A 15,612-nucleotide genomic window follows, 5' to 3' on the forward strand; every position below is an offset into this window, starting at 1 on the left:
ATGCTTGAACGAAATCCGATCTATCCCGGTATCATCGAACTGAACTTCCAAGCCCGTGAAGTCCTCGGATGCAATGTGTACTTGCTGTACGACGCAGACGAATGGGCGTTGGTCGACATCGGATACGAAGAAACCGTTGATGACTACGTCGACATTATTCGTGAACTCGATTTTCCTCTGTCGCAGTGCAAGACGCTTATCGCCACCCACGCTGATGTTGACCACATTCAGGGACTGGCGAAAATCAAAACCATTCTGAAAACAAGCGTCACTGCACACCCTAACGCCGTTCGCCCCTTGGCCGAAGGTGATCCACTTTGGACCCTTGCCGAGATCGAAGCTCAGAATCTGAAACTGGACATGCCGAAAGTCGACGTCGAACATCAGGTCAACGACGGTGACATCATCAAGATCGGCAACCTGGAAGTTGAGGTTTGGCACACGCCGGGGCATACCAATAGTCAGCTCGCATTTCGAGTCGGCGATGTCTTGCTAAGCGGCGACAACATCTATCGCGATGGTTGCATCGGGGCGATCGATGCACATCACGGCAGCGACATCAAAGCGTTTCTCAAGTCGCTTGAACGGATCCGCGATAGCGATGTCAAATGGCTGGCACCAAGCCACGGTCCGATCTTTCCGAACGACGTTGACTTTATGAATCGAACGATCGAACGCGTTCGAGGCTACCTGCACATGGCTGACTTCGGAACGCTCGCCGAATCATGGCCTCTGATGGACCAATGGGATGACGAAGTCGCCGAAGGCATCCTTCCTGAAGGACTGCAGAAGTAACGTTGCAGTAAAGCAAGGACGCTTGGCGAGAAGAAACGCCAAGCGATCCGGCTGTGTTTGCAACTTTAGCAAACGGTTTCGCCCCTCCAGCGGAACACCACGGTTCTTTCGTCAGGTTGTTGCTGATCACGCTCCACAACCCCGGCAGCCGAATCGATCACCGCACAACGACCGATGTCTTCTTCATAGCCGACCTTTATCAGGTTGCTGCCACCGAGTGAAAGACGAAGAGCGTCTCCAACGGTTCCTTCGTTTTGACTCGCTTGCCGCCAAGTCGACAAAGCGAGACGTGCCGAATCATCCAGCTGGCAACTCGGATTGTGGTGCATCAACCGGTCGACGATCGCCCCGGCCAATAAGACATCTTCGGCACTGATCTTGCCGTCGGTGCCGGCGCATACGATCAACAGCTCATCGTGCTCGGTAACGCTATCAACCGTAGCTGCCAGATTCAGAAACGATGCGATCAACAATCGCTCCGCGTCAGCGACCGCGGCGATAGCCTTTGTCCCGTTCGTTGTTGTCAGTAGCACATGATGACCGGCAACTCGCTCCGGCGGGTACTCCGCTGGTGAGTTTCCTAGATCAAACCCATCAATCGGCACACAGGAACGTTCGCCACACAACAGCGGACGATCGTTCGTATTTGCTTGGTCGGCTAGCTGCCTGGCGATCTCGATTTCGCCGCAGGTTCGGATCGTTTTCGCACCGTTTTTACCTGCGGTGGTCATCACGCTTGTCGCGCGAAGCACATCAATGACGATTGCACATTCGATTGACGTTGTCGAAGCTTCAATTAAACGGGGCAGCAATGCCACCGACATTTTCTTGACCATCAAACCATCCGCATCGTTTTCCAGCGTCCAAACAAAAACCGCATCACCATTGTTGCAGCGAGTGTCCAAATCCAGCCAGTGATCACCCACCACCACAAGTACAACGAATCGCTGTGATCGTCCACGACGACACCGATCGAGATCGCAATCGCGCTGACAACCGCACCAGCCAACAACACAAACCAAGTGTCACCAGCACCTTTCAGCGCGGCAGCCAAAATTAACTGAACCGCATCAAAGACGACATAGGCGGATACAAAACCTAGCAAAGTTCCGGCAATGGTGATCGCAGCTTCCGATTGCCCATCGGCTTGCCCCAAGCGATACAACGACAGCAACCAGTCACCCGCAGCAAGGTAGGCGACAACCCAAGTCATCGAATACGCGAACGCAATCAATAGCGCCGCCATCGTCGTCCTTACAGCAAAGTCCGCTCCATTTTGCAGCAAGTGTCGACCGGCCAACACCGATGTTGCGATCGCGACACCGACCAGCGGAATGAACGCGACCATGTTGAAATTGATCGCCATCGTTGTTGCTCGCAGCGGGATATCACCCAACTGTCCTATCTTCAGCACAATGATCGTGAATGATGCGGCTTCGGTTAGATACATCAGCCCACTAGGCAAGCTGAAATAGACAAAGTTCCAAAGCACTTTGAAATCCAAACAGAGCCCTTCACGCATTCCATAGCGTTCGCGGTATTCGGGTTTCAGCAGAATGACAGCGTAGCAAACGACCTTGAACCAAAACGCCAAAACACTGCCGATCGCCGCACCAGTGATTCCAAGCTCGGGAAATCCCAAGTATCCAAATATCAACAGCACGTCCAAAACGACGTTCAATAGGCCGCTCGCGACCGAAACCCACATGATGACCGAAGTCCTTTCGGTACCGCTGAAAAATCCGCTAAGTGCTGACTCAATAACTAGGCCCAAACCTCCCAACATCAGCCAACGCAAGTAAGTCGCTTCAGACGGAATCAGTGTTGGGTCTTGCTTCGCAAATTCGAAAAGCCCTTCGGCGTACATCCCGGCGAAAATAAACCAAGGTGATGTCACCAGAGCGATCCAGATCGATTGCCAAAGCAACCTGCCGATTTTGCGTTCTTCGTTGTTGCCGATCAATTGACCGATCACCGCTCCCGTCATTGAAGCGGCACCGACTGGCACACACACCAAAACCCAAAACAGATTCCCACCGGCCATCGACGCGCTCATCGATACGCCGTCATAGAACATCAACAGAGTTCGATCGGCAAACAGCACAATTGAAAACATGCCGGTGCTGATCATCAACGGAAGCGCGACCCGAAACACCTCTTGAGCCGCTCCGAACAAAGTGGTCGGCGCGGGAAGTTGCTCGCGATCGATATGTCGATTTGGAAGACTCGCCGCTACGTCCTGCTCGTCCTCCAGAGGAACCGCAGGCTCATAAGAATTGATCACGGAAAGCGGCCTGGATGTAACTTGGCAATCGCCACGGCAAACAACATCCCGGCAAACAGACCGCCGATGTGTGCACCGTTGGCGATATGATCAATGAAGAAGATGCTGATAACGATATAGCCCAGCAGGAACGCCACGTTGGCTGGCGAGATATCAATCGGATAGGTCCTAGACATCAAAGGCCGAATCCAGAGGTATCCGAATAGACCTATCACGCCACCGGATGCCCCGATGGACGAATGCGATCCGGCCAAGCCATGCAAAATTGGCGGCAAAGCCGATTCCGGCGGCAAAGCCACCTGAAATATCGTCCCCGTGATGGCGCTTGCGAAAAACAGCACAAGCAGGAATCCAGACCCTTCGATCCTTTCCAGTGCCGACCCAAGAAAGAACAGGGCCATCATGTTGAATGCCAAGTGCAGTGTATTGCCGTGCAAAAAGATGGGTGTTACCAGTCTCCAAACTTCGCCCTTTTTGATCGACGCGTAAGGATCACCGTCGATCAAAAAATCCTCGACATTGACGAAGGACAATACATTACGAATCTTTTCCTCATTGGAAGGTTCGCCAGGAACCATCGATCTTCTCGGCCGATCAAATCCCGTCGAGAAACTTGCCAGTACCGACAGGGCAATGATTGCAAAAACGACCGGTGTGGACTGCTGCTTTAAACCGACACGTCCCACTCCGGCAGTTGGCTGGCCATGTTTGACCTTTTTGACCATCTGCTGCTTGCGTTTGTCGTCCGACGCTTTTTGCTTGCGCAGCTTCTCAGCCTCACTGGCGACCCGATATTTCTCAGCCCCCGGTTCCGCTTGGAACGCCGCAAGCTCCTGACGAGCCTTTTCGACCTGTTCTTCGTCGCGGATCCAGAGATGACACCGTGTGGCAGAGCCGTTGTCAGAGGGGCTATCGGACTCGGAATCGGAAGGATTTTCGATGTCCAGATTGCAGTCAATTGACAGGGTGTACAAATAATCCTTGAAACGACGTGCCTGTGCTGGATCGGTTAGGGTGCCGATACGACGCATTTAAACTCGATGGTTAAGGGAGGAATAAGCAGCCAACGGAGGGGCGGCCGGCGGAAATCACGCTGAGTTTCTTGATCAAAGTCGCCGTTACCGGAATCAATTGCGGGCAAACAGTCGGAGTTTGTTGGTAATCGCCGCGAAGGAGGCCGACGATAAGACTTGCCGCAGCAAGGGCTGTGCTGAATACTATGACGGTTAGTTGGAAAGGTCGCTACGCGATCGCTAGGAAAGAAGCGGAATACCGCTTCGCCAACTACACTAACAACGAAATATTCGATTCGTCCACATAACCAAGGTGACGCCCCGATGGCAGTCAAATTGAGCGAACGCGCCGCTCAGGAAGTTGAGCGATTCCGTAAGGAACACGATTTTGGTGACGACATGGTCCTGCGCATCGAAGTCGCAGGTGGTGGATGCAGCGGATTCGAATACCGATTGAACTTTGACGACAAGTTTGACGGCACCGCTGATTCCAAATACGAAAGCCACGGCGTTGCCGTTGTTGTCGACAAAAAAAGCGCACTGTACCTCGATGGCACCACCGTCGATTGGTACGAAAGCTTGGAAAAGCAAGGCTTTACGTTCGACAACCCGAACGCTGTGAAAACTTGCGGCTGCGGAAGCTCCTTCCAAGCATAGGCTTTCCACCTGGTGGGCACCGTCGTTTGGTCGATTCGCAAAAATTGACCAAACCACCAAATGTGGCTCACCCGCCGAACGCAATCTGAACTCGAATTATCTGGTGGCAGGCATCAACACCGCCGTTAGACCGACTTCAGCAGCGATCAAATACAACGAGGCTCTTCCAAAGTTCGGAAGAGCCTTTTCTTTTTGAAGCCTCGCCCACTTGGCGTTTTCAGGTGTTTCGCAAAGCACTAATCGGTCTGATTCGCTTCTACCAACGCTACATCAGCCCTCTATCCCCCCCGCGTTGTCGTTTTACGCCAAGTTGCAGCCAATATGCGTTGGAGGCAATTCGGAATTGTGGTCCGATCAAGGGGACATGGTTTGCGGTGATCCGAATATTAAAGTGCCACCCCTTTCACCCTGGCGGACATGACCCTGCACCGGGTTGCGAGCGGCGTGACCAAACGCCGCCCAAATAGTCGACCTTCAGGATCGGCTTGAGTTCCGCGCCCCCGGGCCAAAGATGCGATTGGGTTTCTTAAGCGGCGGCCAGCCGCCAGCGGCTTTCAATCGGAAGCGGATGATCGTGTGCGGTCTCCAGTGATTGCCACCGCGTCTTATTATCCCGGTCGCCCCCATATTCAGATTGCTGCCGAAATCCATTTGTGACTTTAGCTATTTGTGATCGGCGAAAGTCGATTGGAATCTGACGCAAGCCTTCCAAGATATGCCGACTAAGATTGATCGGTTGGCGACGTTTGATTCGGACCGTTTCCCCTCGAATCGGAACAAATCAGCCGTCCGAAGCGTCCAATCAATGCTTGTCAAAAGATAACGGTTGTGCGGGATTTCCTCAGCCCGACCCTTGCTGCCTGCCGAATGCCCCAAGAGACGCCAGGTTGCAGTTGAAAAAACGCGTTTGGCGATTTTCCTGAATTTCCCCGAGCACCGACTCGTACGTGTGAATAGCTCGTACCGTTATTCGTTTAAGTATGAACCGCATCGGTTTTGGCGTAAACGAGGACGGCATCTCACTAGTACAGACGCAAAGTCGATCCACAGCTTTTCGCTGACGAAACTCACCGAATCTGGTTTTAAATGATGTCTAACGGTCGCAACCAAACTTTCCGACGCAACCAACTTTCTCGTCTGCTTGGCGAACTGATCAGCCCCACGAAAGCTGACCGACGACCACGGCCAAACCAACGACCGGTACTCGAAGGACTCGAAAACCGCCAGTTGCTCGCCGGTGATGTTCCCGATGTCGCTGATGCGATCTTTGGCCCGATCGACACCCGATCTTCTGCGGGCGAATCTTCGGTGATCGTCAGCTCGGCACTGACGACAACGACCGAAGCAGAGGGCGAAGCGGCTCCTGACTTGGTCCAGTTCGCAAAAGCGCTCGACGCAGCCGGGGTAACGTTTTTCGGAGCCGGTTGGTGCCCAGCCTGCTCTGAACAGAAAGCTTTGTTTGAAGACGGTTACAAGTACCTGCCGTTTGTCGAAGTGACCAATTCCGATCGGACGATCAACCAAGTCGGTATCGACAATAACATCACGGCGTATCCGACTTGGGTCTTTCCTGATACCAGTCGTGAAACCGGTGTGCTAACGCTGCAGCAGATCAGCGATCGCAGCGGAGTTGCCATTCCGACTAGCGAAGACCCAACCTTTGAAGAAATCGGTGACCAAACCGTTTTGATCGGATCGCCATTTCACATTCCTGTCGATGCGTACGACCCCAACGGTGGTCCGCTGACGGTGACCGTGTCAGTCGCAGATTCGAACTTGCTGGACGCGACCGTGCTTAGCGGCAACCGTTCGATCCGCATCGATATGGAAACCTATGGCGACATGGTTTTCCAGCTTTTCGAACAACGGGCCCCCGAAGCCACCGGCCGAATCATCGAATTGGCCGAAGCGGATTTCTATGACGACATCATCTTTCACCGTGTGGTCAATAACTTTGTGATCCAAGGTGGTGACCCGACCGCGACCGGTTCCGGCGGATCGACGCTCGGTGACTTTGACGACGATTTCCATCCCGAGCTGCAGCACAACCGTTCGGGCGTTTTGTCGTTCGCTAAATCATCGGATGACACGAACGATTCACAGTTTTTTGTGACCGAAGTTCCAACCCGCTTTCTGGACTTCAACCACAGTGTGTTCGGTCAATTGATCGAAGGTGAGGAAGTTCGTGAAGCGATCAGCAACCATGCGGTCAACGCTTCTGATCGCCCAACGACAGACATCGCGATCAACACGATCGATGTGTTCACCGACACAGAAAACTCGTTGATCATGCTGAAGCCGGTTGGCAACAGTGTCGGATCGACCAACGTAACGGTGACCGTTACCGACGGCGACGGAAACTCACATAGCGAGACATTCCAAGTTGACGTCAACACGGACACGGCCAATAGCCAGCCGTTCTTAAGCAACTCCGTAACGACAGAAACAGAATACCCCTCCGGTCAAGCAGCGACGTTGCAATTGGCAAGCATCGACGTCGAAGGTGACGCCGTCGCTTATTCAGCCCAAGTGGTGTCGACCGGTACCGGTGCGACAGCAACCGTGACTCAGAATGGCTTGCTCACCGTGACTCCCGCGCAAGGCTTTACCGGTGTGGTCGAAGTGAATGCTCGCGTCCAGCCTGGAGCAGGAGTCACCGGCAACAGTTCGGGCGACAATGACAACCAGATCTACAGTTTCAACTTTGTCGCCAGCACCGGCCCTTCGGCGCCAACATCCGTTGACCTTCAAGCTGCCAGCGATACCGGAAGCAGTGACTCGGACAACATCACCAATGCCGGCACGCTGTCCTTTACCGTCGATGGTGTGACGAGCGGTGCCGTCGTTGAATTGATCAACACGCAAACGAACTCGGTTCTCGGCTCGGCGACCGCCAGCGGGTCAAGTGTGACGATCACGACGAACAATTTTGCCGCCTTGGGAAATGGCGTCTATACCGTTGCGGCTCGCCAAACCGTTGGCAGTGACACCAGCAGCTTATCGTCGACGATTCAGATCACCTACGACGTCACTGGTCCCGCATCGGTCACCGGAACAGCGAATACACGCGGAAATGTCGGGCGAGAATACCTGACCGACTTGATTAGCGCCGAAGAAGGTTCGATCGTCTATGAATTAACTCAGTCGCCTACGACGGCTTCGATCGACAGTGGATCAGGCGTGATCACCTGGACGCCAACCAGTGGTGATATCGGAAGCAATGCGTTCACGATCAGAACGACGGACTTAGCTGGCAACACGACGACGGAAAGCTTCAACGTCACGGTCGCAGACGAACCGCTAGCCGAAGTCAAACTTGTTGCACGCGACACCGACGGCAACATCATCACATCGTTGGAAGTCGGTGAGGAATTCATTCTCGAATTGGTCGGCGTTGACGCGCGAAATAGCTTCGATCGTTCAGGTGTATTTGGCGCCTACGCAGACATCCTTTTTGACTCTTCGATCGTGCGTCCCAAAAGCGGAACGTCGGTCGAATATGTTGGAAACTTCCAACTCGGAAAAACGGGAACGTTCCTCACCGGATTGATTGACGAATTGGGTGCGTCCTCATCGGCCACCATCGCGTCGAACGAAGCAGAGTCGTTGATTGCTCGTGTCCAAATGGAAGCCGTCGGCAGCGGGTCGGTCAACATCCGCAGCGAAGAAGCTGATGGCACCGAAAAAGTCTTGCTCTACGGCATCGATAACAATATCCCAACCGCTGACGTCTTTTACGGAACGCTTGGCCTAACCGTTGGCCTGACATTTACGCTCAATGATGACACACTGACCGTTGCCGAGGATTCCGGAGCAACGACCATCAACGTGTTGTCCAATGACACCGCCGGAAGCGGCGATTCACTATCGGTGATCTCGGTCACTCAGCCTAGCGAAGGCGGCACCGTTACAAACAGTAACGGTGTGATCCAGTTCACTCCCGATGCGGACTTCAACGGGACAACCGAATTTACCTACCGGGCCGGTATTGGCTCGGGCGCTCAAGACACAGCGACGGTCACCGTCACCGTTACTGCGGTCAACGACCCACCGACTGGTGTCGCGGATTCGTTCAACGTCGATTCCAATTCGACAAACAACTCGTTGGACGTTCTTGCCAACGACTCCATCGATCCGGACGAAAATGAAACGCTGACAATTACCGCTGTCAACTCGGGCACCAGTGGCGCAAGCGTTTCGGTCGCATCTGGTGGCGGTTCGGTGAACTACACCCCGCCAACGAACTTCACCGGCACGGACACGTTCACCTACACCGTTAGCGACGGCACCACAACCACCGATGTGACTGTTACTGTTTTGGTGGCTTCATCGGACAACCCGCCAACGGCTGTCGATGACAGCTTCAGCATCAATGAAGATGCTGCCGAAGCGACCTACGATATTCTCGCCAACGATCAGCAAGATACTGACAGCCAGACCTTTGTGATCGATGCCGTAGGCACACCCAGCGAAGGCGGAACCGCTCGCATCAGTACCGACGGCACTACGTTCTTCTACGAACCTGCGGATAACTTCTTCGGCACCGAAACGGTGACTTACACGATTCGTGATACCGGAGGCGGCTTGGCCAACGCGACCGTTACCTTCACGGTTGCGGCGGTCAATGATCCACCACCTGTCTTGAACGACACGGTGCAAGTGAATCAAACCAGCAGTGCGGAAGTCGTGTTGCGTCTTAGCGATCTCCCGGACAACCCAGACGGCGACTCCGAAACGCTAACTTTCACGAACCTGGGGACGCCAACCAATGGCGGTACCGTCGCGATCAATTCGGCTGGTGAGATTACCTATCAAGCTCCCAGTGCAACGTTCTCCGGAACAGACGTCTTTACCTATTCAGTCAACGATGGGACGACAACGCGTAGCGGCACTTTGACTGTTCAGGTCGAAAACTTTGTTGAACGTTCGATTCGCGTACGCTTCAACGGCGGACAAGCACGATCGCTGTTCGGTAATGTTCGCTTGGTAGGAACCGATGCCTTAGGCAACTCAGTTGACGAGCCAGCGATCTTCGACAACGACAACTTCCTGTTGTTCGACGGAGTTTTACCGGGTAGCTATGCGATCGAAATCCCCGCAGTACCGTTCTACCAAGGTGGCGACCAGGCTCAGCGAATCGAGATCTCCAGCCAACCCGATGATGGCGATGCGGTTGTCGATGCTCAGATGGGTCGACTGAAAGCACGTTACTTGTCGGTCCGTGACTGGCTTCGATCCGCTCCCGAACAATCCGCGTTTATCGCCGTCGAACCCGGTCAAGCGGCCGTGACGACAGAGCTTTCGCCGGGAGCTTCGCAATCACTTAGCGAAGCGGAGGCTTCATTGAACTCTGCCGCGACACAGTTGACGATCACCGGTAAAGACACTTCGGACAACGACGTCACCGCAACCGTGCTCACCTCACGCCGTGATTTGGTACAGCCTCGAGGACAGGTTGGCAACTTGCGACTATACCGCGTCAACGTCGATGATGCCGTTCTCAATTACTCCGCCGCCTCTTCGGCAAGTGCGGCCTCGATCGCAGCGAACTCCAGCGCTGAAGGCGAAGCAGTCGCCATCCTTTCAGCCGCAGACGCGGTCAGCGATGAAGTCGTCTCCTCGGCTCCGGCAAAGGAGTCTCAATCCACTGAGTTGGAAAATCAAGATGGCGGACTGACCGCAGCAGGTCAGCCTGAAGCTGAAGGAATCGCATCGGCAACGTCGGTCAGCCAAGTGGCTGCTCCTTTGCTGGCAGCCAACCTGTTAACCGACAATTCGGCTGAGAACGAAAATCTTGAATCCGACAATCAACTGATTGGTGATCAGATTTCTGGACAACCGGCAAACGAGTCTTCGGAGTCGGCACCGGAACAATCAACGACCTCGAATCAAGCTGCTGAAACACTGCAATCGGCAAGCGATGAACCGACATCGAGTTCATCAACGGCAAGTCGATTGGCGAGTATTGCGAGCCGAATGATGCGACGACGACGTTAAGAAACGCGTTCTCTGCGAAATAATCGCAAGAATTTCTTTCACGTGCGCGGGCTTGATTCAGTCCGCGGACGAAGACTCAAAAACAGCAAAAAACCCGCTAAACAGGCGGTTTTTGGTGCTCTGAAGGCGAAAAACTGACCAATTCCGGGGTTTTTGGCCCGTTTTTGGGCTTGAATCAACCAGCTGACGAAGGGCTGAGGGTACAGTTCGCCTAGGCCACAGTCGCTGAAACCCCGTAATTCGCGGGTTTTTTCGCCGATGCCGGGTTGCGTCAAAACTCGGCGACGAATAACACTTGGCCCCGTCAGAAACGCACGGGATCATCATTCCCGCTCTAACCCTTCCTGCATAAGCAATCAGAAAAGGTTCTCGCAAATGGCTAAAGCTCCGCCGAAAGCACCCACCAAGACTCAGATCATCGCAAACATCGCTGAGTCGACCGAATTGTCAAAGAAAGATGTGGCTGCGGTCTTCGATGCATTGACTGACGAAATCGCACGCGAGATGGGCCGCAGCGGCTCGGGCCAGTTCACCATTCCCGGACTTTGCAAGATCCAACGTAAGGACGTTCCTGCAAAGCCGAAACGAAAGGGACGTAATCCAGCCGACGGTTCGGAAATTTGGTTGAAGCCAAAACCAGCCAGTAAGAAGGTCGTCATCCGACCTTTGAAAGGCTTGAAAGAAATGATCTAAGCAAGCTTTCAGGCTTGATGAAAATCATTGCGGCATGCCAGTCTCTGGCGTGCCGTTTTTTTATGCGCTAACGTCGAATCGAAAAGTAGCATTCGCGTTGGCACTAGCCGTGTTGTGCCCGTTGGCGAAGCTCGTTGAGCGCATTCTGTATCTCGGCCTCGTCATGCTCGGATCGCCCACCATAGCGATAGTCATTGAACGACTTTGTAATGACGCCCAGCGATGGGAAGCGGCCTTCCATTCGCTTTAGCAGTTCGTCCGGTGTCTCGTATTCTTGCCGCTCGACACCGGCACGCCGCAACAAAGCGATCGCGTCTGCGTAGAAGCGAATACTGATCGCGTAGCCAGGTTTCTTCCTGCGACCGGTAAACCAACGTGAGACATCGTCAAACCAACCAATGACGAACCCTTTTGGACGCAGTTTGGCAAGCATAAACAGTGACATGACGAAACAAGCACCAGCAAGCACGTACATCATCAACGATCCGCTGACACTGTATGATTCATTTGGTCGATCAAAATTGAAGCGATTCATGTTCTGCTTCATCTGACGCCAGAACGTATCGTAGGTCGATCTCATTTGCTCAAACTGAGCAGCTTCTTGGATGGAATCGTTTTGGCGATTCCGATTCATATCCACTACATAGTCTTCCCAAAAATTGTTGGCCAGGTTCATCAACCCCTGGGCACCCGAACGATCTTGATGCTGTTGAAAAAGACTCGCCGCCGGTGTCGCGTCTAATCGAAGCCAATACGATTCGGCCAGCTTGGATCCTGCGGGCAACATCGACTTTGGAAACTGGTCTGCCGCGACCAAGGCCTCGACCCATGCATGGGCATGCTGCTGCCTAGCAATGTAGTACCCACCGATTTTATTGAACTCGTCCGTTCGATACCCCACGACTACACGGCATGGAATTCCGACGCTACGCAACATCATTGCCAACGCAGACGAAAAATACTGACAGTGCCCTTTCCGATCGACCGCTAAGAATTGCTCGATCGGATCCATCGTCGGGATGGGTTCGGCTGACAGATCGAGTGTGTATTGAAATCGAGAGTCGGTCGCCAAGAAGTACGAGAACTCTTTTGCGATCCGTGACACCGTTCGCTCGGAATCAGGAATCGTCGACATGACTTCATCGGCCAAGATTCCTACCGTCGGCATTTGTCGGCGATCGAAAGCGGTCAGTTGGCGATGATAACGTCGAAGGGAATCTGTGAACGAAGCCGACCGCGGATTGGAGAATGGCGTTCGCAACGCAAATTTTGCGTCTGGAATGTTCCACCCGCGAGCTCTAGGAATCAACTCGGATTGCACACCGTCTTGGAATGTGTGCGTATTGAATTGGTAAGTCATCGCGGGAAACGGCGGACTGTCTGACTGACGGGTCAACGTCCATCGATCAACAACGTGCATCACGTCGGCATCAGTTTCGCGACTGGCAAAATAGGGAGCGATCGCGAACAGAGCTGGGCGAGACATCGATTCACAAGTGATTTCAACCGACACCCTATCAAACAGCTTTCGCCGAACCGGATCTTGTGGTTCATAGCCAGCCGGCAATCGAGGTTGCGTCGGAGTAGCGAGAGGAGACGAAACCCACTTCGCAATCGGTCGTCCCGTCGAATAATCGACTGAATACCTTTCGAGAACTTTCCCTCTAAGATACATGCCGTTTTTTAAAACGTACGGCAGGTCCGTCTTGGAATCCATCAATCGAACCTTGAGAGCACGCTTGGAATTTTGCATGACCTTCCCAAGTTGCTCCAGTCGAATTTCGTCGTCAAATCCGACCATCGCGGGAGATGAAAAGGCGTCCTTACTTGGATCGATCCTTCTGGGCAGTAGATAGAAGAACGTTGAAGCGATCAGAATGACTGCCGGTCCCGCAACGAACAACGGCAGCCGTGCCCATTTCCCAGCAGACGAATCGATAAACGACGCCGTTTCGGCGGACGTTATCGCGACCGGATAATCGACTTGTGGTTGTCGGCGGAAGACAGAACCAAAACGCTGCACCCATCGCCCCAGCCGTGTCCGAGGTGTCGGCGGTATTGCCGGCAGCAGATTTGATTCGACGTTTTCTGCGATCCCAATGACGCCAAGCAAGCAGAGGGCACTGGCACCGATCATCGTGATCGGAAACACCATCAACCCAAAACTGATCGCATCGTTGAAGATCGCCGCGACGACAAGTTCCAGAAGACAAAAAACAGCAAGCTGCTCCAAAATCCGACGAGATTTACGCTGCATCATCAAGATGCCTTGCACCAACACTAACAGCAGTGCGACGGACACCATCTGAGTTTGGCCACGCTGTTCTAACAGCCAAAAGTCTTGAATGCAGTAGGCCGCCGCGGCTCCCATCGCGATGTACCCGATCAGTTGCGGGAGTGCGATCAACCGCAGGTAGTCGACAAACAGAAATCCGAATAATGCGAAGAAGACAGAAAGAACCGCGATTTCACTTGCGTCTTGCCCCAGCCCCAGGACGACGCCACCGGCAGCCGATAGCACTGCGAAGTGAAAGTACATGCGAGTCCTCGCGGACGGAATCAACGCAAAGGGGTCTTTGGGATCTCGTCGCTGCGCTGGGATGACTTCGCTATTCACTGAACCGTCTCCTCGCTTCCGTTCACCAACGAAGCCTGTCGACCAGGCGTGGTCCTCGCCATCGAATTGCCCGATTGGTCGGCGAAATGAACATATTGACGAACTTCATCACTGCGAATGTCTAGCCAAGTGAGACGTCCACGCCGCATTAGAGATACCCAATCGGGCATGCTACGTTGTCTTGTTCGCAGTTCTGATGCCGGGTGCATCACGTCTCGGAACCGCCGTTGGCTGATCACGACTAGATCGTAGCGTCCTACAATCTTTGCCGATTCGGTGATCACCTTGATCAGAGGATCGCGTTCATCAATAGCGACGACGGCATCGGAAACCGCCAAGCGTTCTAACATCTGTCGGCAGTCTGTTCCGTGATTCCGTTCCAAGCCACCCGCCTGAATAGGGTCGGCTGAATTTGCTTCCCAAGACAACAGGTCGGCAACTAACAAAGTCAACGGGATTGCCGCCTTCGAAAGTTCGTCAATCATGGTTGCCGCTAAAGAAAGCACCTGTTCGAATCCTTCGACGCTGCCTCCTCCATCGATCACGCCATCAACGATCAAGCAAATCTGATGTCGGTGGTTTTGTTCAAACTGTCGAACTGCAGGCTCGCCAATCCGAGCCGTTGTCCTCCAATGAATGTGACGAACATGGTCGCCCGACTGCCAGGGACGCAAACCATAAAAACTTCCAAAGTAGTTCGTACCGGAGGTCGATCGATCGCCGTCTCCACCGGATCGCGGTGGCAATAGACGGTGCCACCCGTCTCGAAGAACAAGCAATCGCGGGTAGAGATAGACCACTTGTTGACTATCGGCCAACATCCGCTCACTCGACGTCAAAGCGAACGGAAATGTTGTTGATGCGACGACCGGGCCAAGCGTGAATACACCTCGGTTCGCAAATCGACATCTTGCAACAGTCTCGACGGTTGACTTTGCCGCGACGGTCCCGACCGCGCAGTAAACGGTCCAAGATTCATCATCTTCGCTGACTCCGTAGGGAACCAACCGATCTTCGATCTGGATAAACGAAGCGGGAAAGTAGCTGGATTGGTTTTGCACTTGGTAGCGAACTGCCAGCTCACTACCCACATGCCCCCCCGGAAAAGACTTTCGCGACACAACGACTCGGCGGATCGCGGCATGTGCCGAACGCCACTGGACAATGACAACACTGATCAACAGTCCCGCCAGCAACAGCAATAGATTGAATCCGCGTAACGAGCCGCCGATGATGGCGAACAGTGCGACAAACAAAAAATGCAGTCCCAATCGGGACAAACGGTCACGAAACCGAACACGGCGCACTACAGTAACGGTCCCACTTCGTCGGCCGCGTCCGTTGCCGATTGCGGCCTGGCGTCGATTAACCCTCGCGCGATCGGTCCGTTTCCCGTGAGAGGGGACTTTGGGTTTCGTTGTCACTGGCATCGAGGGTTCACAAGCATCTGGGGTTTCGCCGATATCGAGGCTTTCGCCCTGATCCAGGGTTTCTTTAGCCGTGTAGTTCATCCAAGATTGTGGGCGTCGCCCCAGTCAACATTCTAGCGGATAGTT

General features: G+C 53.7%; 10 protein-coding genes. 5 read left to right on the forward strand and 5 right to left on the reverse strand.

Annotated elements, in window-relative coordinates; genetic code table 11:
* Positions 1-795 (forward strand): MBL fold metallo-hydrolase, encoded by a 795-nt coding sequence (locus LOC67_RS26170; protein ID WP_230265807.1) that lies wholly within the window; start codon positions 1-3, stop codon positions 793-795.
* Positions 796-860: 65 nt separating this feature from the next.
* Here the strand turns inward: LOC67_RS26170 and LOC67_RS26175 are convergent, their stop codons facing one another.
* From LOC67_RS26175 to LOC67_RS26185, 3 genes are read right to left on the reverse strand one after another with little or no spacing between them, the layout of a single operon-like run.
* Positions 861-1,631, reverse strand: coding sequence for a 2-phosphosulfolactate phosphatase (locus LOC67_RS26175; RefSeq protein WP_230265808.1), 771 nt, complete (start codon positions 1,629-1,631; stop codon positions 861-863).
* Positions 1,631-3,079 (reverse strand): MATE family efflux transporter, encoded by a 1,449-nt coding sequence (locus LOC67_RS26180; protein ID WP_230265809.1) that lies wholly within the window; start codon positions 3,077-3,079, stop codon positions 1,631-1,633. Before LOC67_RS26180 ends, LOC67_RS26175 begins: the two co-directional genes overlap by 1 nt.
* Positions 3,076-4,110 carry a rhomboid family intramembrane serine protease gene (locus tag LOC67_RS26185; protein ID WP_230265810.1) on the reverse strand — a complete coding sequence of 345 codons (1,035 nt, stop codon included), beginning with the start codon at positions 4,108-4,110 and terminating at the stop codon, positions 3,076-3,078. The genes LOC67_RS26180 and LOC67_RS26185 overlap by 4 nt, the downstream gene beginning before the upstream one ends.
* A gap of 306 nt (positions 4,111-4,416) precedes the next feature.
* Here LOC67_RS26185 and LOC67_RS26190 point away from each other — a divergent pair, with 306 nt between their 5' ends.
* From LOC67_RS26190 to LOC67_RS26205, 4 genes are all read left to right on the forward strand, one after another.
* Positions 4,417-4,749: a HesB/IscA family protein gene (locus LOC67_RS26190; RefSeq protein WP_230265811.1), complete on the forward strand. Its 333-nt coding sequence runs from the start codon at positions 4,417-4,419 to the stop codon at positions 4,747-4,749.
* A 221-nt stretch (positions 4,750-4,970) separates the two neighbouring features.
* Positions 4,971-5,216 (forward strand): membrane protein insertion efficiency factor YidD, encoded by a 246-nt coding sequence (yidD, locus tag LOC67_RS26195; protein ID WP_230265812.1) that lies wholly within the window; start codon positions 4,971-4,973, stop codon positions 5,214-5,216.
* 619 nt (positions 5,217-5,835) lie between these two features.
* On the forward strand, positions 5,836-10,746 hold the full coding sequence (locus LOC67_RS26200; RefSeq protein ID WP_230265813.1) for an Ig-like domain-containing protein: 4,911 nt from the start codon (positions 5,836-5,838) through the stop codon (positions 10,744-10,746).
* 375 nt (positions 10,747-11,121) lie between these two features.
* On the forward strand, positions 11,122-11,439 hold the full coding sequence (locus LOC67_RS26205) for an HU family DNA-binding protein (RefSeq protein ID WP_230265814.1): 318 nt from the start codon (positions 11,122-11,124) through the stop codon (positions 11,437-11,439).
* A gap of 103 nt (positions 11,440-11,542) precedes the next feature.
* Here the strand turns inward: LOC67_RS26205 and LOC67_RS26210 are convergent, their stop codons facing one another.
* Both LOC67_RS26210 and LOC67_RS26215 read right to left on the reverse strand, forming a co-directional pair.
* Entirely contained in the window at positions 11,543-14,056 is a 2,514-nt protein-coding gene (locus tag LOC67_RS26210) for a DUF3488 and DUF4129 domain-containing transglutaminase family protein (protein ID WP_230265815.1), read from the reverse strand.
* A complete protein-coding gene (locus LOC67_RS26215; protein ID WP_230265816.1) occupies positions 14,053-15,567 on the reverse strand; it encodes a DUF58 domain-containing protein in 1,515 nt (504 codons plus the stop codon). Before LOC67_RS26215 ends, LOC67_RS26210 begins: the two co-directional genes overlap by 4 nt.
* Positions 15,568-15,612 lie beyond the last annotated feature (45 nt).

The organism is Stieleria sp. JC731, from assembly GCF_020966635.1.
In the GTDB taxonomy this organism is placed as follows: Bacteria; Planctomycetota; Planctomycetia; order Pirellulales; family Pirellulaceae; genus Stieleria.